Origin of the sequence: Streptomyces sp. NPDC050423, from assembly GCF_040655445.1 — a bacterium.
GTDB lineage: Bacteria > Actinomycetota > Actinomycetes > Streptomycetales > Streptomycetaceae > Streptomyces.
Genome location: NZ_JBFAJY010000051.1, coordinates 16,856 through 38,736, shown reverse-complemented (window position 1 = coordinate 38,736; position 21,881 = coordinate 16,856). Strand labels below are relative to the sequence as shown.

The 21,881-nt window shown below is 71.7% G+C and carries 18 protein-coding genes; 3 read left to right on the top strand and 15 right to left on the bottom strand.

The features are described from left to right. Positions 1 to 13 precede the first annotated feature (13 nt). From AB0I52_RS29440 to AB0I52_RS29410, 7 genes are all read right to left on the bottom strand, one after another. Positions 14 to 535, bottom strand: a complete 522-nt coding sequence (locus tag AB0I52_RS29440; RefSeq protein WP_363077728.1) for a DUF4240 domain-containing protein — start codon at positions 533 to 535, stop codon at positions 14 to 16. An 81-nt stretch (positions 536 to 616) separates the two neighbouring features. Then, positions 617 to 1,597 (bottom strand): YafY family protein, encoded by a 981-nt coding sequence (locus AB0I52_RS29435; RefSeq protein ID WP_363077710.1) that lies wholly within the window; start codon positions 1,595 to 1,597, stop codon positions 617 to 619. A 328-nt stretch (positions 1,598 to 1,925) separates the two neighbouring features. Beyond that, positions 1,926 to 4,595 (bottom strand): pyruvate dehydrogenase (acetyl-transferring), homodimeric type, encoded by a 2,670-nt coding sequence (gene aceE / locus AB0I52_RS29430; RefSeq protein ID WP_363077708.1) that lies wholly within the window; start codon positions 4,593 to 4,595, stop codon positions 1,926 to 1,928. 266 nt (positions 4,596 to 4,861) lie between these two features. After that, positions 4,862 to 5,485, bottom strand: a complete 624-nt coding sequence (locus tag AB0I52_RS29425; protein WP_363077706.1) for a GntR family transcriptional regulator — start codon at positions 5,483 to 5,485, stop codon at positions 4,862 to 4,864. A 149-nt stretch (positions 5,486 to 5,634) separates the two neighbouring features. Beyond that, entirely contained in the window at positions 5,635 to 7,434 is a 1,800-nt protein-coding gene (gene sucB / locus AB0I52_RS29420; RefSeq protein WP_363077704.1) for a 2-oxoglutarate dehydrogenase, E2 component, dihydrolipoamide succinyltransferase, read from the bottom strand. A gap of 61 nt (positions 7,435 to 7,495) precedes the next feature. Continuing rightward, positions 7,496 to 8,884, bottom strand: coding sequence for a dihydrolipoyl dehydrogenase (lpdA, locus tag AB0I52_RS29415; protein WP_363077702.1), 1,389 nt, complete (start codon positions 8,882 to 8,884; stop codon positions 7,496 to 7,498). Positions 8,885 to 9,210: 326 nt separating this feature from the next. Continuing rightward, positions 9,211 to 10,758, bottom strand: coding sequence for a leucyl aminopeptidase (locus tag AB0I52_RS29410; RefSeq protein ID WP_363077700.1), 1,548 nt, complete (start codon positions 10,756 to 10,758; stop codon positions 9,211 to 9,213). A gap of 247 nt (positions 10,759 to 11,005) precedes the next feature. Here AB0I52_RS29410 and AB0I52_RS29405 point away from each other — a divergent pair, with 247 nt between their 5' ends. Continuing rightward, entirely contained in the window at positions 11,006 to 11,848 is an 843-nt protein-coding gene (locus tag AB0I52_RS29405) for an endo alpha-1,4 polygalactosaminidase (protein WP_363077698.1), read from the top strand. A 19-nt stretch (positions 11,849 to 11,867) separates the two neighbouring features. Here the strand turns inward: AB0I52_RS29405 and AB0I52_RS29400 are convergent, their stop codons facing one another. Further along, the gene (locus AB0I52_RS29400) at positions 11,868 to 12,647 is read right to left on the bottom strand and encodes an adenosylcobinamide-GDP ribazoletransferase (protein ID WP_363077696.1); all 780 of its coding nucleotides are present in this window, start codon (positions 12,645 to 12,647) and stop codon (positions 11,868 to 11,870) included. 88 nt (positions 12,648 to 12,735) lie between these two features. On the opposite strand from AB0I52_RS29400, the gene AB0I52_RS29395 reads away from it, so the two are divergent. Continuing rightward, positions 12,736 to 13,497, top strand: a complete 762-nt coding sequence (locus AB0I52_RS29395; protein ID WP_363077694.1) for a hypothetical protein — start codon at positions 12,736 to 12,738, stop codon at positions 13,495 to 13,497. Here AB0I52_RS29395 and AB0I52_RS29390 read toward each other — a convergent pair. From AB0I52_RS29390 to AB0I52_RS29375, 4 genes are all read right to left on the bottom strand, one after another. Beyond that, positions 13,440 to 14,171 (bottom strand): hypothetical protein, encoded by a 732-nt coding sequence (locus AB0I52_RS29390; protein ID WP_363077692.1) that lies wholly within the window; start codon positions 14,169 to 14,171, stop codon positions 13,440 to 13,442. The two genes, AB0I52_RS29395 and AB0I52_RS29390, sit on opposite strands and share 58 nt — an antisense overlap. Further along, on the bottom strand, positions 14,168 to 15,973 hold the full coding sequence (locus AB0I52_RS29385; protein ID WP_363077690.1) for a phosphatidylglycerol lysyltransferase domain-containing protein: 1,806 nt from the start codon (positions 15,971 to 15,973) through the stop codon (positions 14,168 to 14,170). The genes AB0I52_RS29390 and AB0I52_RS29385 overlap by 4 nt, the downstream gene beginning before the upstream one ends. Before the next feature lie 92 nt (positions 15,974 to 16,065). Then, positions 16,066 to 17,208: a nicotinate-nucleotide--dimethylbenzimidazole phosphoribosyltransferase gene (gene cobT / locus AB0I52_RS29380; protein WP_363077688.1), complete on the bottom strand. Its 1,143-nt coding sequence runs from the start codon at positions 17,206 to 17,208 to the stop codon at positions 16,066 to 16,068. A 137-nt stretch (positions 17,209 to 17,345) separates the two neighbouring features. Further along, the gene (locus AB0I52_RS29375) at positions 17,346 to 18,548 is read right to left on the bottom strand and encodes a bifunctional adenosylcobinamide kinase/adenosylcobinamide-phosphate guanylyltransferase (protein ID WP_363077686.1); all 1,203 of its coding nucleotides are present in this window, start codon (positions 18,546 to 18,548) and stop codon (positions 17,346 to 17,348) included. 128 nt (positions 18,549 to 18,676) lie between these two features. On the opposite strand from AB0I52_RS29375, the gene AB0I52_RS29370 reads away from it, so the two are divergent. After that, positions 18,677 to 18,886 (top strand): hypothetical protein, encoded by a 210-nt coding sequence (locus AB0I52_RS29370; protein WP_123471458.1) that lies wholly within the window; start codon positions 18,677 to 18,679, stop codon positions 18,884 to 18,886. A 91-nt stretch (positions 18,887 to 18,977) separates the two neighbouring features. Here AB0I52_RS29370 and AB0I52_RS29365 read toward each other — a convergent pair whose 3' ends face one another. The 3 genes from AB0I52_RS29365 to AB0I52_RS29355 form a co-directional block, all read right to left on the bottom strand. Continuing rightward, entirely contained in the window at positions 18,978 to 20,069 is a 1,092-nt protein-coding gene (locus AB0I52_RS29365; RefSeq protein WP_363077684.1) for a trypsin-like peptidase domain-containing protein, read from the bottom strand. 191 nt (positions 20,070 to 20,260) lie between these two features. Next, on the bottom strand, positions 20,261 to 21,013 hold the full coding sequence (locus tag AB0I52_RS29360) for a methyltransferase domain-containing protein (RefSeq protein ID WP_363077726.1): 753 nt from the start codon (positions 21,011 to 21,013) through the stop codon (positions 20,261 to 20,263). 89 nt (positions 21,014 to 21,102) lie between these two features. After that, positions 21,103 to 21,702: a DUF3043 domain-containing protein gene (locus AB0I52_RS29355; protein WP_363077682.1), complete on the bottom strand. Its 600-nt coding sequence runs from the start codon at positions 21,700 to 21,702 to the stop codon at positions 21,103 to 21,105. Positions 21,703 to 21,881: the final 179 nt, after the last annotated feature.

The window sequence follows — 21,881 nt, the reverse complement described above, 5'->3', positions numbered from 1 at the left end:
CGGCCCTCACGGCTCAGACGCTGCCGAACCGCTCGTGGAGCAGCGGGAGGCGTTCGGCCAGGGCCGCGTCGTCCTCGAAGCTGAACGGAGTGCCCTCCGGCTCGGCGGGCCGGGGCGGCAGCCCGAGGTCCGGCGCGACCACGCCGGTGAGCTGCTCGTACGCCTCGTCGGCGGCGTAGCCCAGCTCTTCCGCGTCCCCGTCCAGCTCCTCGTCGAAGTCGTCGAGGAGCTCGGCGAGGCTGTCCGGATCGTGCACGGCGCCCTCGAAGACCTCCCGGCCCTGGCCGATCAGCCAGCAGCGGAAGTAGTCGAAGGCGTCGTCGCTCGCCCCGCCGAGCAGGAGGGCGGCGGCGCCCCACAGGTCCCAGCGGTAGGAACGGTTGTAGCGGGCCTCGAAGTGCCGGGCGAAGTCCAGCACGGATTCGGGATCGAGCTGCACCAGCCGTTCGACCAGCAGGTCGGCGTGGTCCTCGGGGTCGCCTTCGGCGGCCTCGCGGGTGCTGTCGATGAGCTCCCAGAATTCCGTCTCGTCCATCACGGGTCCAGCATCTGCCCTGGCGGCGGGCGACGCACGCGGAGACACCGAAATGAAGCCTTACGACCGTACCCGCGGTCGTTACCCGGTCCGCCGGTAGAGCGAGTGCAGCCGTTCGGCGGCGTCGGCGAAGCGGCTCCGCAGCGCGGCCGGCTCCAGGACCTCCAACTCCGGCCCCAGGGCGAGCAGCTGGCCGTAGGCGACGTCCAGGGACTCGACCGGCAGAGTGACCGTCACCCATCCGTCGGCCCCGGGCGGTCCTGCCGCGTCCAGGGCGTCCCGGGCCGCGGCGCGGTCCACGGTGTGCGGCAGCCGGGCGGCCGCCGCGGGTGAGACGCGCAGCGTCACCTCGGTACGCAGGATCGACCGGGCGAACCGCGCCGCGTGCTCGTTCCAGAACCCCGGCAGGTCGAAGCCCTCGTCACGGACGAAGCGGGTGTCCGACACGGCGACGGCCGTGAACCGGTCGATCCGGTACACCCGGAAGTCGTCCGCCGCGCGGGCGCAGAGGTACCAGACCCCGGCCTTGAGCACGAGTCCGTACGGCGACAGCTCCCGCTCCGTCTCGGTGTCCTGACCGGCTCGCCGGTAGCGCGCCAGCACCGTCCGGTCGTCCCGGACCGCCTCGGCGACGGCGGGCAGCAGCTCGGGGGCGGCCGGTTCCCGGTACCAGCCGGGCGCGTCCAGGTGGAAGCGCCGGCTGACCCCGGTGGAGGCGTCCCGCAGGGAGGGGAGAAGGGCCGCCGACACCTTCAGCCGGGCGGCGGACGCGGCGTCCGACAGGCCCATCTCGCGCAGCGCGGAGGGCAGGCCGGAGAGGAAGAGCGCCTCGGCCTCGTCACGGGCGAGACCGGTGAGCCCGGTGCGGTACCCGCCGACGAGCCGGTACCCGCCCGCACGCCCCCGCTCCGCGTAGACCGGGACCCCGGCCTCGGAGAGCGCCTGGGCGTCGCGGGTGACGGTCCGCTCCGACACCTCCAGCTCCTGGGCGAGCTCGGCGGCGGTCATGGCGGGGCGGGACTGGAGGAGCAGCACCATTCTGATGAGCCGGGCAGCACGCATGCGGCCATTGTGGCCGCGGTACGGGGGGCGTGTTCCTGCGGCCCGGGGTGGTGGCCTCAAGCGCCGGCCGGGCTGGGGTGGTGGCCTCAAGCGCCGGCCGGGCTGGGGTGGTGGCCTCAAGCGCCGGCCGGGCTGGGGTGGTGGCCTCAAGCGCCGGCCGGGCTCAAAAGATGTCCTCAATCGCCGGACGGGCTTGAAGTGCGTCTGTCCGGGCCTGAGGCGCGGGCTTGGTGCGCGGGCGGCCGTGCATGGCAGCGTTCCGGTGGGAAAACCGAGCCCGTCCGGCGATTGAGGACATCCCCTCCGCCGGACGGGCTCGATCTCGCCGTCAGAGCCCGTACCGCTCGCGGGCCTCCTTGACCGCCGACGCGGTCACCTCGCCGCGACGGGCCAGCTGGGCCAGTGCCGCGACGGTGACCGACTGCGCGTCGACGCCGAAGTGGCGGCGGGCCGCCTCGCGGGTGTCGGAGAGGCCGAAGCCGTCCGTACCCAGCGAGGACCAGTCCTGCTCCACCCACTGGCTGATCTGGTCCGGAACCGCGCGCATCCAGTCGCTGACCGCGAGGACCGGACCCGGTGCGCCTTCCAGCGCCTGGGTCACGTACGGCACCCGCTGCTCACCGCGGAGCAGCGCCTCGTCGCACTCCAGCGCCTCGCGGCGCAGCTCGCCCCACGAGGTGGCGGACCAGACGTCGGCCGTGACACCCCAGTCCGCGGCCAGCAGCTCCTGGGCCTCCAGGGCCCAGTGGATCGCCGTACCGGACGCCATCAGCTGAAGGCGCGGCGCGTCCGCCTTCGCGGGCGTGCCCTCCTTGAAGCGGTAGAGGCCCTTGAGGATGCCCTCCTCGACGCCTTCCGGCATCGCGGGCTGCGGCTTCGGCTCGTTGTAGACCGTCAGGTAGTAGAAGACGTTCTCGGCGTCGGGGCCGTACATCCGGCGCAGACCGTCCTGGACGATCACCGCGATCTCGTACGCGAACGCCGGGTCGTAGTTGAGCGACGCCGGGTTCGTGGACGCGATCAGGTGCGAGTGGCCGTCCGCGTGCTGGAGGCCCTCACCCGTCAGGGTCGTCCGGCCCGCCGTGGCGCCGACCACGAAGCCGCGGCCGAGCTGGTCGCCCAGCTGCCAGAACTGGTCGCCCGTACGCTGCCAGCCGAACATCGAGTAGAAGATGTAGAACGGGATCATCGGCTCGCCGTGCGTCGCGTACGACGTGGACGCGGCGATGAAGTCGGCCATCGCGCCGGCCTCGGTGATGCCCTCGTTGAGGACCTGGCCGTCCTTGGCTTCCTTGTAGTACATCAGCTGGTCGCGGTCGACCGGGTCGTACGTTTGGCCCAGCGGCGAGTAGATGCCGGCCGACGGGAACAGCGCCTCCATACCGAAGGTGCGGGCCTCGTCGGGGACGATCGGAACCCAGCGCTTACCGGTCTCCTTGTCCCGCATCAGGTCCTTGGCCAGGCGGACGAACGCCATCGTGGTGGCCAGTTCCTGCTTGCCGGAGCCCTTCTTCAGCGCGGAGAACGCGCGCTCCTCGGGCTGCGGCAGCGCCACCGCGTGCACCCGGCGGGCCGGGGCGGGGCCTCCGAGGGCGGCACGGCGCTCCTGGAGGTAGCGGACCTCGGGGGAGTCGGCGCCCGGGTGGCCGTAGGGCACCAGGCCCTCGTCCAGCCTGGAGTCCGGGATCGGCAGCTCCAGCAGATCGCGCATGGCGCGGAACTGCTTGCCGTCGAGCTTCTTCATCTGGTGGTTGGCGTTGCGCGACTCGAAGCCGGAGCCGAGCGTGTAGCCCTTCACCGTCTGCGCGAGGATCACGGTCGGCGCACCCTTGTGCTCGACCGCGGCCTTGTACGCCGCGTACACCTTGCGGGCCTCGTGGCCACCGCGCGAGCTGTGGAAACACTCGGCGATCTTCGCGTCGGTGAGCAGCTTCGCCAGCTCGGTGAGCGCGGGCTCGGCGCCGAAGAAGTGCTCGCGGATGTAGGCGACGTCGCGGGTGGCGTACGTCTGGAACTGCGCGTCCGGGACCTCCCGGAGCCGGCGCACCAGCGCACCCGTGGTGTCGAGCTGGAACAGCTCGTCCCAGGCGTTGCCCCAGAGCGTCTTGATGACGTTCCAGCCGGCGCCGCGGAACGCGCCCTCCAGCTCCTGGACCACCCGGAAGTTGGCACGGACCGGGCCGTCGAGGCGCTGCAGGTTGCAGTTGATGACGAAGGTCAGGTTGTCGAGCTGCTCACGGGCCGCGAGGGCGAGGGCGGCGGTCGACTCGGGCTCGTCCATCTCGCCGTCGCCCAGGAAGGCCCAGACGTGCGAGTTCGACGTGTCCTTGATGCTGCGGTTGGTCAGGTAACGGTTGAAGCGCGCCTGGTAGATCGCCGAGAGCGGGCCGAGGCCCATCGACACGGTGGGGAACTCCCACAGCCAGGGCAGCCGCCGCGGGTGCGGGTAGGACGGCAGACCCTCGCCGCCCGCCTCCTGGCGGAAGTTGTCGAGCTGCTGCTCGCTGAGCCGGCCGTCGAGGAAGGCGCGGGCGTATATGCCGGGGGAGGCGTGGCCCTGGATGTAGAGCTGGTCGCCGGAGCCGTCCCCCTCCTTGCCGCGGAAGAAGTGGTTGAAGCCGGTCTCGTACAGCCAGGCCGCCGAGGCGAAGGTGGCGATGTGGCCGCCGACGCCGAGCCGGGAGCCGCGGGTGACCATCGCGGCCGCGTTCCAGCGGTTCCAGGCGGTGATCCGGGACTCCATCGCCAGGTCGCCGTCGAACTCGGGCTCGGCGGCGGTCGGGATGGAGTTGACGTAATCGGTCTCCAGCAATTTGGGCAGCGCGAGACCGGCGCCCTCGGCATGCTGGAGCGAGCGGCGCATCAGGTATGCGGCGCGGTGCGGGCCTGCGGCCTTGGTGACGGCATCCAGGGAGGCCGCCCATTCGGCGGTCTCCTCGGGGTCGCGGTCCGGGAGCTGGTCGAGCTCGCTCGGAAGCTTTCCTACGGGGTCGGTCATGTTCGCCGCCTTCCGGTGAGGAGGGGGGTGGAGAAGTCCCTGACTGGCAGGACAGGGCGATGGGGCCGGTGGGCCCGCTCGTTAACTCTAAGTCGCCGATCGATGATCGATCAAAGGATGAAAGGCAAAACTTCTCGATATGAAGAAAGTGGCATGGGGTGCCGCAGAATGGGGCACGGAGTGACGGGATAAATCAGATAAAAGGTGCGCTCGGCTGCACGGTCGAGCGCCGGAGGTGACAAGCGTGCACGCCGGCCGGTACGGCCTCAGGCACGCGGTGCGCAGCCGAGCACATGCGCCTTGACCAGCACACCGATGTCCGGGTCCCGGCGCAGGAACGCCTCGATGAGCGCCTCGTGCTCCTCGGCGTACGACTTCTGCACCGTGCCGAGCCAGCGGATCGAGAGCGCCGTGAACACCTCGATGCCCAGCCCCTCCCAGGTGTGCAGCAGTACGGCGTTCCCCGCCGCCCGGACCAGCTCGCGGTGGAAACCGACCGTGTGGCGCACCTGGGCCTCGCCGTCGGCCCGCCGGTCCGCCTCGTACAGCGCGGTCACGTGCGGCGCGAGCAGCGAGCAGTCCTCGCCGAGTCCGGGGGCCGCCAGCTCCGCGGCGATCTGCTCCAGACCGGCCCGCACCGGATAGCTCTCCTCCAGATCGGCCGCGGTGAGATTGCGGACCCGGACGCCCTTGTTGGGGGCCGACTCGATCAGCCGGAGCGTCTCCAGCTCCCGCAGCGCCTCGCGCACGGGCGTCTGGCTGACCTCCAGCTCGGTGGCGATGCGCCGCTCCACGATCCGCTCGCCCGGCTTCCAGCGCCCGCTGACGATCCCGTCCACGATGTGCTCGCGGATCTGTTCGCGCAGCGAGTGGACGACGGGCGGGGTCATGTGGGGCTCCTTCGGGGCAAACCGGTGCTGCCTGCACCCACCCCCGTTGCCGGGGGCGACCGGTGGTGTCTAGACAATACGGCGGCGCCCCCGCCCGGGAGTGTTCCGGACGGGGGCGCCGCTGGTGAGGCTTGTTACAACCGCGGTGCTCAGAGGCCGAGCTCGACCTCGAACTCACCGGCCTCCAGGATCGCCTTGACCGTGGTCAGGTAGCGGGCGGCGTCGGCGCCGTCCACCAGACGGTGGTCGTAGGAGAGCGAGAGGAACGTCATGTCGCGGACGCCGATGACGGTGCCCTCGGCGGTCTCGATGACGGCCGGACGCTTGACGGTGGCGCCGATGCCCAGGATGGCTGCCTGGTTCGGCGGCACGATGACGGTGTCGAACAGCGCACCGCGCGAGCCGGTGTTGCTGATGGTGAAGGTGGCACCGGACATGTCGTCCGGCGTCAGGCCGCCACCGCGCGCCTTGCCGGCCAGCTCGGCGGTCTTCTTCGAGATACCGGCGATGTTGAGGTCGCCCGCGCCCTTGATGACCGGGGTCATCAGGCCCTTCTCGGCGTCCACGGCGATGCCGATGTTCTCCGAGTCGAAGTACGTGATCGTGCCTTCGCCCTCGTTGATCCGGGCGTTGACGACCGGGTGGGCCTTCAGCGCCTGGGCGGCGGCCTTGACGTAGAACGGCATCGGGGAGAGCTTGACGCCCTCACGGGCCACGAAGGCGTCCTTCGCCTTGTTGCGCAGCTTCATCAGCTTGGTGACGTCGACCTCGACGACCGTGGTCAGCTGAGCCTGCGAGTGCAGCGCCTTCATCATGTTCTCGCCGATGACCTTGCGCATGCGGGTCATCTTGACCGTCTGACCGCGCAGCGGGGACACCTCCAGCTTCGGCGCCTTGGAGGCGGCATGGCCTCCGGCAGTCACAGCTGCTGCGGCGGGTGCCGGAGCGGCAGCGGCGGCCTTGGCGGCCTCCGCGGCGGCGACGACGTCCTGCTTGCGGATACGGCCACCGACGCCGGTGCCCTTGAGCGCGCCCAGGTCGACGCCGTTCTCGGCGGCGAGCTTGCGGACCAGCGGCGTGACGTACGCGCCGTCGTCACCGGAGGTCGCGGCCGGAGCGGCCGGGGCCACCGGGGTGACCGGAGCCGGAGCCGGAGCAGCAGCCGCGGGCGCCGGAGCGGCGACCGGTGCGGCGGGAGCAGCCGGAGCCGGGGCGGGTGCGGCCGGAGCCGGGGCAGCCGGTGCGGGAGCGGCCGGAGCAGCCGGGGCGGCGGGCGCCGGGGCAGCGGCGGCGGGCGCCGGAGCGGCCGGAGCCGGAGCGGCGGCCGGAGCGGCACCGGGGGCACCGATGACGGCGAGCTTGGCGCCGACCTCGGCGGTCTCGTCCTCGGCGACGACGATCTCCAGCAGCACACCGGAAACCGGGGCCGGGATCTCGGTGTCGACCTTGTCCGTGGAGACCTCAAGGAGGGGCTCGTCCTCCGTGACCTCCTCGCCGACCTCCTTCAGCCAGCGGGTGACGGTGCCCTCGGTGACGCTCTCGCCGAGCGCCGGAAGGGTGACGTCGGTCCCGGCTGCGCCACCGGCCGGGGCGGCGGCCGGAGCCTCGGCCGCGGGGGCCGGGGCGGCGGCGGGGGCCTCGGCGGCCGGCGCCGGGGCCGGGGCGGCCTCGGGCTCGGCGGCCGGAGCCGCTGCGGCAGCCGGCGCGCCGGTGCCGTCGTCGATGACGGCCAGCTCGGCGCCGACCTCGACGGTCTCGTCCTCGGCGACCTTGATGGAGGCCAGGATGCCGGAGGCGGGGGCCGGGATCTCGGTGTCGACCTTGTCGGTCGATACCTCGAGCAGCGGCTCGTCGGCCTCGACGCGCTCGCCCTCGGCCTTCAGCCAACGGGTGACAGTGCCCTCGGTGACGCTCTCGCCGAGCGCCGGAAGGGTTACGGAAACCGACATGGTTTCAGTTGCTCCTTACGAATGTGCGGAAGTAGGTCGGTCGTCGCGCCCGGTCGACTGATCAGTCGTGGGAGTGCAGAGGCTTGCCGGCCAGGGCCAGGTGGGCTTCGCCCATCGCCTCGTTCTGCGTGGGGTGGGCGTGGATGAGCTGCGCGACCTCGGCCGGCAGCGCCTCCCAGTTGTAGATCAGCTGGGCTTCGCCGACCTGCTCGCCCATACGGTCACCGACCATGTGGACGCCGACCACGGCACCGTCCTTGACCTGGACGAGCTTGATCTCGCCCGCGGTCTTGAGGATCTTGCTCTTGCCGTTGCCCGCGAGGTTGTACTTGAGGGCGACGACCTTGTCCGCGCCGTAGAGCTCCTTGGCCTTGGCCTCGGTGATGCCCACGGAGGCGACCTCGGGGTGGCAGTACGTCACCTTCGGGACACCGTCGTAGTCGATCGGAACGGTCTTCAGACCGGCCAGCCGCTCCGCCACGAGGATGCCCTCGGCGAAGCCGACGTGCGCGAGCTGGAGCGTCGGGGCCAGGTCGCCCACGGCCGAGATAGTCTCCACGTTCGTCCGCATGTACTCGTCGACGAGGACGTAGCCGCGGTCCATCGCGACACCGGCCTCCTCGTAACCGAGGCCCTGCGAGACGGGGCCGCGGCCGATGGCGACGAGCAGCAGCTCGGCCTCGAAGGTCTTGCCGTCGGCGAGGGTCACCCGGACGCCGTCCTGGGTGTACTCGACACCCTGGAAGAACGTACCGAGGTTGAACTTGATGCCGCGCTTGCGGAACGCGCGCTCAAGAAGCTTCGAGCTGTTCTCGTCCTCGACCGGGACCAGGTGCTTCAGGCCCTCGACGACGGTGACGTCGGTGCCGAAGGACTTCCACGCCGAGGCGAACTCGACGCCGATGACGCCGCCGCCCAGCACGATCGCGGACTTCGGGACCCGGTCCAGCTTCAGCGCGTGGTCCGAGGAGATGACGCGGTTGCCGTCGATCTCCAGGCCCGGCAGCGACTTCGGCACGGAGCCGGTCGCCAGGAGCACGTGGCGGCCCTGGACGCGCTGGCCGTTCACATCCACCGAGGTGGGGGAGGAGAGCCGTCCCTCACCCTCGATGTAGTGCACCTTGCGGGAGGCGATGAGACCCTGCAGACCCTTGTACAGGCCCGAGATCACGTCGTCCTTGTACTTGTGGACGGCCTCCATGTCGATGCCCTCGAAGGTGGCCTTGACACCGAACTGGTCGGCCTCGCGCGCCTGGTCCGCGATCTCACCGGCGTGCAGCAGGGCCTTCGTGGGGATGCAGCCGTTGTGCAGGCAGGTGCCGCCGACCTTGCCCTTCTCGATCAGAGCGACGTCCAGGCCCAGCTGCGCTCCGCGCAGGGCCGCGGCATAACCGCCGCTGCCACCGCCGAGGATCACTAGGTCGAAAACGGTGCTGGCGTCGTTCGCCACGTCACGTCCTCCATGCATGTGCGCCGTACGCCGGGCCCCGTCATCGGGGTGTGACCGGCCGGTCGGCTGGTGTGCGGCCGCTTTTGTCATTCGGCCCTGTGGTGGGGGCCCTGTCCTGCCGAGAACCCATCTTCGCACTTGTTGACGGTGGGCGGGACGCGGGGCCCGGGTCTGAGACGGATGGTCGTCCGTCCCAGTGGGTTACCGCCGCGTAGGAACGGGCTGATTTCGTCGAGAGCGAAACCCGCCCGGACCCGGCGGCGGTGCCGTGGGTGCAACACGGACGGCCCCGGACGTATGCCCGGGGCCGTCCGTCAGCTGCGAGCTCAGCCGAGGTCTCCGGCCGCGGTGCGCTCCGCCAGCTTCACCAGGGTGCGGACCGCGGATCCGGTGCCGCCCTTCGGCGTGTAGCCGTACGGGGCGCCCTCGTGGAAGGCCGGGCCCGCGATGTCCAGGTGCGCCCAGGCGATGCCCTCGCCCACGAACTCCTTCAGGAACAGACCGGCCACCAGGCCGCCGCCCATCCGCTCGCCCATGTTGGCGATGTCGGCGGTCGGGGAGTCCATGCCCTTGCGCAGGTCGGCCGGGAGCGGCATCGGCCAGGAGGCCTCACCGACCTCGTCGGCGATCTCGTGGATCGAGGTGCGGAAGGCGTCGTCGTTCGCCATGATGCCGAAGGTGCGGTTGCCCAGGGCCAGCACCATCGCGCCGGTCAGGGTCGCCACGTCGACGATCGCGTCCGGCTTCTCCTCGGAGGCGCGGGTCAGCGCGTCGGCGAGGACGAGACGGCCCTCGGCGTCCGTGTTGAGGACCTCGACGGTCTTGCCGCTGTACATGTTCAGCACGTCACCGGGGCGGGTGGCGTTGCCAGACGGCATGTTCTCGGCCAGCGCCAGCCAGCCGGTGACGTTGACGCGCAGGCCCAGACGGGCGGCCGTGACGACGGTCGCGAACACGGCGGCGGCGCCGCTCATGTCGCACTTCATCGTCTCGTTGTGGCCGGCCGGCTTCAGCGAGATGCCGCCCGAGTCGTAGGTGATGCCCTTGCCCACAAGGGCCAGGGTCTTCTCCGCCTTCGGGTGCGTGTAGGCGAGCTTCACCAGGCGCGGGCCGTGGGCCGAGCCCTGGCCGACGCCGAGCAGGCCGCCGTAGCCGCCCTTGACGAGCGCCTTCTCGTCGAGCACCTGCACCTTGATGCCGTGCTCCTTGCCGGCGGCGCTGGCCACGGCGGCGAAGGACTCGGGGTACAGGTCGTTCGGCGGGGTGTTGATCAGGTCGCGGGCGCGGTTGATCTCCTCGACCAGCGCGACGGCGCGCTCCGCTGCGGCCTTGAACGCCTTGTCGCGGGGCTTGGTGCCGAGCAGCGCCACCTCGGCGAGCGGCAGCTTGGCGCCGACGGCGGCCTTGGGGGCGAGCTTGTTCTCGCCGCGCTGGTAGGCGGTGAAGGCGTACGCGCCCAGCAGCGCGCCCTCGGCGATGGCCTCGGCGTCCTCGACGGAGCCGACGGGCAGCGCGAAGCCGGCCTTCTTCGAGCCGGTGAGCGAACGGGCCGCGGAGCCCGCGGCCCGGCGCAGCGCCTCGGCGTCGTACGCGCCGTTCTTCTCCGGGACCGGGCCGAGTCCGGCCGCGATGACGACCGGGGCCTTCAGGCCGTCGGGCGCGGGGAGCTTGGTCAGTTCGCCCTCGGCACCGGAGGCGCCCAGGGTCTCCAGGATGCCGGCGAGCTTTCCGCCGAACGCCTTGTCCACGGCCTCGGCGCCCGGTGCGAGGACCAGGTTCCCGGACTTGGATCCAGTGCCCTTGGCGACGCCTACGACAAGTGCGTCGGCGCGCAGTGTCGCCGCACCGGAGGTGCTGAGAGTGAGAGCAGTCACGGTGGTGAAATCTCGCTTCCGTAGAGTTCTTTTCCGGTCGAGGGGTGGGCCGACCGTGCCCGGCGCATCGTAGACGCCGCCGCAATGTGCCGGGAATGAGCCTACGCGCGCCCTTGCTGCCGGATCACGGCGGCGGGCCGTCTGTGCGCTCCGGCAGTCGTACGGTTGTCGTACCGGGATGATCTTCCCGGGGGAACGGGCCGCGACCGCAACGACGTTGGCGGTACGCCGGTGGACAGGGAGAACGATGCGCGAGCGGGTGGCCACACGTGTGACCCGGGGGCCGGCTGTGCTGCCCGTCACCGTACTGATTCTGCTGGCCGTGCTGGCGGGCTGCACCTCGGCGCCGGAATCCGACGGGGCCGCCCGGCCCGCCCGGGGGCGCTGGCAGCCCGCACCGGGCACCGACTGGCAGTGGCAGCTCTCCGGCCGGCTGGACACGGCCGTGGACGCCCCGGTGTACGACATCGACGGCTTCGACCGCGACGCGGACCAGGTGGCCGGGCTGCACCGCAAGGGGCGCAAGGTCATCTGCTACCTCTCCACCGGCGCCTGGGAGGAGTTCCGCCCGGACGCGGACGACTTCCCCGCCGCGGTCCTCGGCAGGAGCAACGGCTGGGCGGGGGAGCGCTGGCTCGACATCCGCCGCACCGAGGTCCTGGAGCCGCTGATGGAGACCCGGATCGCGATGTGCGCGAAGAAGGGCTTCGACGCGGTGGAGCCCGACAACATGGACGGCTACCGCAACCGGACCGGCTTCCCGCTGACCGCCGCCGACCAGCTGCGCTACAACCGGCTCATCGCCCGCGTCGCCCACCGCCACGGCCTCGCGGTCGGCCTGAAGAACGACCTCCCGCAGATCCCGCAGCTGGTGGGGGACTTCGACTTCGCGGTGAACGAACAGTGCGCCCAGTACGAGGAGTGCGAGGAGCTCGCCCCGTTCGTGAAGGCGGGCAAGGCGGTCTTCCACGTGGAGTACGAGCTGCCCGTGGCGCGGTTCTGCGGGGAGTCCCGGCGGCTGGGGCTGAGCTCGCTGCTCAAGAAGTACGAGCTCGGCGTCTGGCGCGAGAAGTGCCCGGCGGCAGCCTGACCGACTCCCCGGCCGCCGCTCAGCCGAGCGCCAGCCCCACCAGCGTCACGGTCGCCGCCGTCTCCGCCAGCGCCCCGAACACATCGCCGGTCACCCCGCCGAAGCGCCGCACGCAGTGCCGCAGGAGCAGCTGGGCCACCGCGAGGGCGGCCAGGGCGGCGAGGCCGTACCGCAGCGCCCCGTACCCGCCGAACAGCGCCCCGGCACCCGCGCAGGCCGCCACCGCCGCGACCGCGACGGCCACCGCGCCGCGGACCGGGACGGTTCCGGCCACCGCGGCGCCCAGCCCCTCCGGACGGGCCGCCGGGACCCCGGCGCGGGAGGCCAGGGTGAGGGCGAGCCGGGCGACGGCCCCGGCCGCGACGGCCGCCACCGCACCCCGCACCCAGCCCTGCGCGTACAGCTGCTGAAGGACCGCCACCTGCGCCAGCAGCACGAACAGCAAGGTGATCACACCGAATGGCCCAATGTCCGACTGCTTCATGATCCGCAGCGCGTCCTCGGCCGGCTTCCCGCTGCCGAGGCCGTCGGCGGTGTCCGCGAGACCGTCGAGATGCAGCCCCCTGGTGAGGGCCGCCGGCACCGCGGCGGAGGCGACCGCGGCGAGCAGCGGCCCCGAGCCGAACAGCAGCAACAGGCTGCCCGGCACCGCCGCGAGCACCCCCACGACCAGGCCGGCCAGCGGGGCGCACAGCATTCCGGCCCGCGCCGCCTCGCGGTCCCAGCGGGTGATGCGGACGGGGATCACGGTGAGGGTGCCGAAGGCGAAACGTATGCCGTGGCTGTTCAGGGAGGTCACGGCGCGCAGGCTAATCGGTGGGCGCGGCCGATAGATTGCCCAGAACGCCATGAAGCGGTGTGAAAGCGGTCTATTGGGGGTGGGTGGCATGGGTCACTGGTTCGATCAGAACATCGTCGAGCCGGGGAAGCTGCCCCTGCTCCTGGCGCTGGCGTCCTTCGTGCTGACCTTCGCGATCACCCGGGTCATCACCCGGATGATCCGGGCCGGGAAGGGTCCGTTCCGCAACTTCACCCCCGGCGGGGTCCATGTCCACCACGTGGTGCCCGGGGTGGTGCTGAGTGTCGTCGGCGGCTTCGGCGCGGTCGCCAGCGGGCAGCACGGTGTCACGGCCGCGGTCTGCGCGGTGGTCTTCGGCCTGGGCGCGGGGCTGGTGCTGGACGAGTTCGCGCTGATCCTGCATCTGGACGACGTGTACTGGACCGAGCAGGGCCGCCAGAGCGTGGAGGTCGTGGTCCTCACCGCGGCCCTGGTGCTGCTCGTGCTCGGCGGGTTCTCCCCGCTCGGCGTGAACGAGCTGAGCGACAGCGAGCAGCAGGGCCGGCTCGGTGTCGTCCTCACGCTCGTCGTCAACTTCTGTTTCGTGCTGATCTCCCTGTTCAAGGGCAAGACGCGGATGGCGGTGGTCGGCACCCTGGTCCCGTTCGTCGCCCTGTTCGGGGCGGTCCGGCTGGCCCGGCCGACCTCGGTGTGGGCGAAGCGGTTCTACCGGAACCGGCACCGGGCCCGCTCCAGGGCGGTGCTGCGCGCCTACCACCACGACGTCCGCTGGGCCGGGCCGCGCCGCAGGTTTCAGGACTTGATCGGAGGCGCACCGGACCGGGTCCCGGACCCCACGCCCAAACCCTGACGGCGGCGGCGCAGCCTGCGCCGGTCGTGGCGGGCCGAGACCGCGCACAGCAGGAGGGCCGCGGCGATGGCCGCCAGGTGCTCCTTGCCCGCCAGGTTGTCCTTGACCGCCACCTCGCCCACCATCGTCGCGATCACCACCGCCCCGGTGAACCAGGCCCGGTAGGCGTGGCAGAGGTAGACCGCCAGGGCGACCACGGCGGCCGAGGGGCCGGTGTCGACGACCAGGGAGTCGGACGCGGGCAGCCCGAGGAACCCGTCGGGGCCGACCGCGACGCCGATCCGCGCGTACAGCGTCCCGGCCAGGGTCGCGACGTACGCGATCAGCAGTGTCCGCCACCGGCCCAGGCAGATCTCGGCGATCCCGAACACCAGCAGCAACTGCGCCAGCGCACCCCACACCGGCAGGTCCAGCGCGGGGACGAACAGCGACAGCGGGGTACGCAGCAGGGCCACCCACAGCGGATCCTCGGCCCGCACCGCGCCGAGCGTCTGTACCGGGCCGAAGCCCCAGGGCCGGTTCTGCACCACCTGGAGCAGCGCGGTCAGGCAGACCGCGGCCAGCGTCATCGGGACGGCCCGCAGCCGTTGTGCGACGAGCGCCGTCCGTACGGTCGCCCACAGCGGACCCCACTCCCGGCGGGCCGCACGGCCGAGCGCGCGCATCGGTCTCATCCACGCGGTCCGAGGTGCGAGCGGTGCAGCCACTTGGGCAGACCGGGCGCCTCCAGGAACCCTTCGGCGCGTCCCGCCGCGATGCCGATGCGCAGCAGGTCGGAGCTCTTCTCGAAGAGCAGGAAGCGCGGTTCCCAGATCGGCCGGTACTTGGCGTTGGCGCGGTAGAGCGATTCGATCTGCCACCAGCGCGAGAAGAAGCTGAGCAGCGACCGCCACAGCCTGAGCACCGGTCCGGCGCCGAGCCGCGATCCCCGTTCGAAGACCGAGCGGAACATCGCGAAGTTCAGCGATACCTGGGTGATGCCGATCTTCTCGGCCCGTTGCAGGAGTTCGATGACCATGAACTCCATCAGGCCGTTCTCGGCGTCCCGGTCACGGCGCATCAGGTCGAGCGAGAGGCCGTTCGGGCCCCAGGGGACGAAGCTCAGCACGGCACGCAGTTCGCCGGGACCGCTGCCGTCGGCGGGGGGCGCGTCACGGCATTCGAGCATCACGCACTGGCCGTCGGCCGGGTCTCCGAGCCGCCCCAGCGCCATCGAGAAGCCGCGCTCGGTCGCCCCGTCGCGCCAGTCGTCGGCCCTGCGCACCAGTTCGGCCATCTCGGCCTCGGGGATCTCCGCGTGGCGGCGTACCGTCACGTCGTACCCGGCCCGTCCCACCCGGTTGTACGCCTGGCGGACCGTGCGCATCGCCCGTCCCTCCAGGGTGAACTCGGCGGTCTCCACGATCGCTTCGTCCCCGAGCTCCAGGGCGTCGAGTCCGTGCCGGGCGTAGACGGTGCCGCCCTCCTCGCTCACCCCCATCGCCGCCGGGGTCCAGCCGTGCTCGCGTGCCTCGGTCAGCCAGGGGCCGATCGCCCCGGGCCAGGCCTCCGGGTCGCCGATCGGATCACCCGAGGCCAGGGAGACCCCGCCGACCACCCGGTAGGTGACGGCCGCCTTCCCGGTCGGTGACCAGATGACGCTCTTCTCGCGGCGCAGCGCGAAGTACCCGAGGGAGTCACGCTCGCCGTGCTTGTCGAGCAGGACGCGCAGCGCTTCCTCGTCCTGCGGGCTGATCGGGTCGACCGCCCGGCGGGAGCGGAAGGCCGCGTACACGACGGCGATCAGCAGCAGCGTGGACATGATGTTGATCACGACGTTGGCCCAGCCGGGCGTGGTGATGCCCGGGAACCGGGCGTCGTTGTCGGTGACGGACACCAGCCGCAGCGCGCCGTAGCGCCAGCGGTTCAGGAACGTCGAACGGGCCTCGTCGTGGGCGGTGTTGGTGGCCGTGACCAGAGCCGCGGCGATCAGTGAGGTGACCAGTAGTCCGATGACCGCCACCAGCGCGGCCAGCTTCGGGTTGGACCGGTCGCCCTTCGCGTAGAACTCGCGCCGTCCGAGGCCGAGGGCGAGGACGAAGGAGGCGGTCAGTACCAGCGAGATCCAGTTCTGCGGGTACCGGCGGATCTCCGGGAAGCCGATCACGGCGGCGAAGAGGATCAGTGTGAGCCCGCTCAGCACTGTGTTGACGATCCACGCGGCCCGTTTGCGCCGCCGCATGGTGATCGCGAGGAAGAGCGCCACCACCCCGGAGGAGAAGCCCGCGGTGAGCAGATACGGCGTGAAGTAGTTCTCGGTGTTGTGGCGCCGCAGATCCTGGCCGAAGGTGAACCAGACGGCGCTGAGGAAGTTGAGGAACGACACGACGCGCAGGTACCAGATCGCGAAGGCCGCACCGCGTCGTGAGCCGACTGTGCTCTGTGGCTGGACGGCGCCCCGCCCGGATTCCTCGCTGGCCAATCTGACCTCTCCCATGAAAAGCGATCATATGGGGCATCGCACTCCATAAAGGGCCACTCCGCGGTCGGTGTCCGGCGACAGCAGCCCGATTGGCCAGCTGCTTCTCGTCAGTCCCCGGCCGGTTCGCTTCCGTTGGCCCCTTCGCCGCCGGCCGGCTCCTCGCCGGCGTCCCCGTCTTCCGTCTCTTCCTTCTCGTCGTCCTCGTCGGCGGCCGGTGCGCGCTCGGGCAGTTCCGCCGCCAGTGCGGCCGCGGCCTGCACGAACGGAAGTGCGAGCAATGCCCCGCTTCCTTCGCCGACGATGACGCCGTGGTCGAGCAACGGGTTGAGTGCCATCCGGTCCAGCGCCTTCGCCTGCGCCGGTTCACCGCTCAGCTGACCCGCCAGCCACCAGTCCGGCGCCCGGAACGCGGCCCGCTGGCCGACCAGCGCACAGGCCGCGGAGACCACACCGTCCAGAATCACCGGGAGCCGCCGCACCGCGGACTGCAGCAGGAAGCCGGTCATCGCCGCCAGATCGGCGCCGCCCACCGTGGCCAGCAGCTCCAGCTGGTCACCCAGGACCGGCCGGGCCCGGCGCAGCGCGTCCCGGACCGCCGCGCACTTGCGCATCCAGGCCAGGTCGTCGATGCCCGCGCCGCCGCGACCGGTGACCACGGAGGCGTCGGTGCCGCACAGCGCCGCGATCAGGGTCGCCGCCGCCGTCGTACCGCCGACGCTCAGATCACCGAGGACCACCAGGTCCGTGCCCGAGTCGGCCTCCTCGTCCGCGATCGCCATGCCGAGGCGCACCGCCCGCTCGGCCTCCTCGGCCGTCAGCGCGTCCTCGATGTCGATCCGGCCGCTGCCGCGCCGCACCCGGGTCCGTACCACCTGCTCCGGCAGCAGCTCCGGGTCGCAGTCCAGGCCGGCGTCGACGATCCGCACCGGTACGGAGAACCGGCGGGCCAGCACCGCGAGCGGCGTGGCACCCTCCAGTGTGGCCCGCACCAGCTCGTGCGCGCCGCCGGCCGCACGCCCCGAGACATCGAGCGCGGCCACCCCGTGGTCACCGGCGAACAGCACCACACGCGGCTGCTCGATCGGCTTGACCGGCACGGCCTGCTGGGCGGCCGAGAGCCACTCGCCCAGCTCGTCGAGACGGCCGAGGGCGCCCGGGGGCACCAGGAAGCGCTCCCGGCGCTCCTCGGCATCTCGCCGCACACCCCCGTCGGGGCGTTCGATCAGGTCGGAGAAGTCGTCCAGATTCACGGGGGTCTGCCTCGCGGGTCGATACGTGGTGTGGGCCGGGGAGCCCGGCGGCGGGCTCAGAGGTTGCCGGGTGACCTCGCAACCTCCCACTGCGGAACAGTACCTGCCGCGATTTCCGGCCCCGGCCGGTGCGCCGCTCAGCCCCGCAGCGGCAGCGACTGCCCGGCCACCACCAGCAGCACCTGCTCGCACTCGGCGGCCACCGAGGCGTTCAGCCGGCCCAGTTCGTCCCTGAACCGCCGCCCCGCCGCCGTCGCGGGCACCACGCCGGAGCCGGTCTCGTTGGTCACCATGACGACGGTCCGCCGCGTCCCGCGGACAGCGGCCACGAGTTCCGCCGTCCGCTTGCGCAGCGCGCTCCGCCCGCCGCCCGTCCACGCGCCGTCGTCCCAGGCATCCACCCGGTCCATCGCGTCCGTCAGCCAGAGCGACAGGCAGTCGATCAGCAGCGGGGGCCCGTCCGAGGCCAGCGGCTCCACCAGCTCGCAGGTCTCCTCGGTGCGCCAGGCCGCCGGCCTGCGCTCCCGGTGCAGCCCGATCCGGGCCGCCCACTCCGCGTCGCCGTCGCGGACGCCGCCGGTCGCCACGTACACGACCTCCGGATACGTCTCCAGCCGCCGTTCGGCCTCGACCGACTTCCCGGACCGCGCGCCACCGGTGATCAGCGTGCGCCGGGGCACGTCAGGTGGCGCGTGGTGCCCGCCGACCGTCAGCGTCGTCCCGTCCGGCACGGCCCGCGCCCCGGCCGCCGCGAGCCGGCGTCCGAGCTCGGGGCCGGGGGGTGCGTCATGGTCCAGATGGACGGCGATCACCTCGGTGGCCGGCCCGATCGCGGCGACGGCCCGCAGCCGGGCCACCGCGTCGGGCCGTCCCACGACGTCGCCGACCACCATGTCGTACGGCTCCGCCATCCGGTCGGCGAGACCGGCCGGGGCGCCTCCCGGCGGCAGGTAGAGCAGCCGCTCGCCCTCCGGCGCCGTCACCTCGTACCCGGTCCCCGGTGCGTCCATCGGCACGGCCCGCACCCGGTGTCCGCTGATCAGCGTCAGCACCCGCCCGTCCGGCACCCGGCCCGCCTGCGGCAGTCCGGCGGGCAGCTCGACGGCGGGGCCGTCGTGCGGATGGGTGAGCAGCACCTGGCGCACGCCGGTGAGCGAACGGCCCGCGCGGGCGGCGGCGAACACGGCCCCGGGGGTGAGATCGAGCAGCAGCGCGTCGTCGACCAGCAGGGCGGTCGCGGCCCGGCTGCGCGCCCCGCGGGCGAGGGCGCAGGCGGCGCAGGGGCATTCGGGCCGCGGCAGCCCGTCGGGGGCTCCGGTGCCGAGCAGAGTCAGTTCCACGATCCGATCCTCCCGCGTACCCGCACCCGGTGCGCGACGTGGGGGGTACGGGGCGTGCGCGGGCCCCTTCCCGCGCTGGTCCGAAGCACTAGGCTGCGGGACGGAACAAAGTGACCCAGGAGGCGGACATGGCGTGGACGTGGCGGTTCGAGAAGTCCGACGGTACGGAGACGGAGCCGGCCCTTCAGCCGGAGGAATTCACGACGCAGGGCGACGCGGAATCCTGGATCGGTGAGTACTGGAAGGAACTCCTCGACGGCGGGGCGGCTCAGGTGACGCTCTTCGACGACGCGACGAAGATCTACGGCCCGATGAGCCTCCAGGCCGAGCAGAGCTGACCCGGCCGAGCCGGACGAGCGCCGGGCGGACCCGAAGGGGCCCGCCCGGCGCTCGCGCGTTCACGGGTCCGTTCCCCCGTGCCGTCTGCTCTCAGATCTCGCCCAGCGTGACCTGTGCGGTCTTCTCGGCCTCGTTGCGCAGATACGTCACGGTGACCTTCTGGCCCGGCTTGTCGGCGGCCAGCGCCTCCGACAGGGACGTGATCGTGGTGACCGGCGTGCTCCCGAGCTTGGTGATGATGTCGCCGACCCGCAGACCGGCCTTCTGGGCCGCGCCGCCCTTCGTCACACTGACGAGGGCGACCCCGGCCGGTTTGTAGCTGTTGTCGACGACCGTGCGGCCGGTGATGTTCAGCCCCGCCCGGCCCGAGTCGGTGACCTTGCCGTTCTTGATGATCTGGTCGGCGACCGTCTTCACCATCGAGACCGGGATCGCGAATCCGATCCCCGGCGCGGCGCTGCCGCCCATCTGCGGGTCCGACGCCGCCAGCGTCGGGATGCCGATGACCTCGCTGTTCAGGTTCACCAGCGCGCCCCCGCTGTTGCCCGGGTTGATCGCCGCCGAGGTCTGCACCATGTTCGGGATGGTGGCCCCGGTGCCGCCGCCCGCGCTGCTCTCGCTCACGGTCCGGCCGAGCGCCGAGACGATGCCCTGGGTGACGCTGCTGGACAGCCCGAGCGGCGAACCCATCGCCAGCACGATCTGCCCCACCGCGACCTTCTCCGAGTCGCCGAACTTCGGTGCCTTCAGCCCTTTGGGTACGTGGTCGAGCTTGATGACGGCCAGGTCCTGCTCGGGATAGGAGGCGACCAGCGAGGCGCTCAGCACCTTCTCACCGGTGGCCGAGCTGACCTTGAAGGTCTTCTCCTTGCCGACGACGTGGGCGTTGGTGACGATATTGCCCTTGGTGTCGTAGACGATGCCGGAGCCCAGGCTGTCCGACGCGTCGATCTGCACCACGGACGGGAGCACGTTCTCGATGACGGACTGGTATTCGGCCTGCAGATCGCCGGTGGCCTTCGAGGCCGAGCCCTGCTGGACCGCTCCGGACTGCGTCGCGTCCGGCCCGGAGGAGTTCGAGTTCGAGCCGGAGCAACCGCTGACCAGCGCGATCGCACAGACACCTGCGGTCAGAGGCAGCACCAGCCGGCGCACACGGCTGCGGGAGTGAGAGGAATCCATGTCCGGATTATTACTTTTAACCCCTTTGGTGGCCTGTTGAGCGCACCCGCCCGAGCGCGACCCGTCACCACCAAGCCCGCCCGGCGATTGAGGGCAGTCTTTTCAGCCGGTCCGGCGCCTGAGGGCAGGGTGGCCGCCGGACGACCCCGGCGAATCCGCCCCCTGATCCAGCATGATCCAAACGAGAGGCCCTAGCCCCGCACTCCGCACAGGTGCAGCAGCGCCGCCACCCGTCGATACGGATCCGTCCGGCCCGCCCGGTCCTCCGCCGCCAGCACCCGTTCCAGCTCCGCCGCGGCGGGCAGCTCCACGTCGTTGCCCACGTTGTCCGTGAAGACCCGTACTCCGTACCAGGCGTGCAGCGGCGCCGCGATCCCGGCGAGCGTGGCGGTGAGGGCGTCGAGCCGGTCCGCGCGTACGGAGACCCCGAGCCGGTTGGTGTACCGGTCCGTGTCGAACGCGGCCAGCGCCGCGTCCCAGTCCCCGGCGGTCCCGGCCCGCATCGCCAGGGCGTCCGCGTTCCGTACGAGGAGCGACAGCAGGCCGCCCGGCGCGAGCATCCGGGCCAGTCCGGCCACCATGGCGTCGGGCGCCTGGACATACATGAGCACGCCGTGGCACAGCACGACGTCGAAGCTGCCGGGCAGGAAGTGCACCCCGGTGTCCTGGCCGTTGCCCTCGATGAGCCGGACCCGCTCACGGATTCCCGCGGGCTCGCCGGCGAGTGCCTCACGGGCGGCCCGCAGCATGTCCGCGTCGGCCTCCAGCCCGGTCACGGTGTGACCGGCCCGTGCGAGGCGCAGCGCCTGGGTGCCCTGGCCCGTGCCGACGTCCAGGACCCGCAGCCGCTGCCCGACCGGGAAGCGCGCCGCGATCTGCTCGTCCAGCTGCCGGGCGACCAGCTCCTGGCGGACGGTGTTGCGCAGTCCGCCGAGCCCGTCCAGCCACGCCGAGGAGGCTCCGGAGAATCCCGGTCCGGCATCACCCGGCTGACCGGCGGACGAACCGCCGGCCGAGCCGAAGAGATCCGTACTCAGGGCCGCTCCCCGCGCTTGACCTGCGGCTTGGGCAGCCGCAGCCGTCGCATCTGAAGCGTGCGCATCAGGCCGTAGGCGACCGCGCCGCGCTTGGGCTTGTCGGGGAACCGCTCGTTCAGCTGCTTGCGCAGCCGGAACGTGAGCCCGATCGAGTCGACGACGATCAGCACGATGACGCCGAGCCAGAGCAGCAGCGAGATGTTCTGGATGCCCTGCACCTGGATCACGCTGAGGATCAGGATGATCACGGCGAGCGGCAGGAAGTACTCCGCGATGCAGAAGCGCGAGTCCACGAAATCACGGACGAAGCGCCGCACCGGACCCTTGTCACGGGCCGGCAGATAGCGCTCGTCACCACTGGCGAGCGCCTCGCGCTGCTTGGCCATGTCCACGCGGCGCGCCTCGCGCTGGCGCTTCATGGCCTCCTTGCGGTCGGTCGGCGCTCCACTGGAGGCACGACGGCGCTGCGTTTGGGCATCGCTGCGCTTGGGGGTGGGGCGACCTTTGGGGGCCTGCGGGTCGCGGGGCGTCTTGGAGAGGTCCGCCGTCACCTTGCCGGTGGGGGCCTTCTCTTCCTTGGAGCGGCTACGGAACACAAGGCCCAAGGGTACGGGGTCGATCGCGACGACCCCAGGCCGGCCGGGAACGATCCGGCAACGGCCTGCGTCCCAGCAGTGTGCGAGCGGGGCGATACGGGCGTTGTCAACGGGTTTCCCCGGCCCTCACCCACCCTCACCTACTCCCTGGGCCGGAGCACCGAGCACTGTCAGTCGTC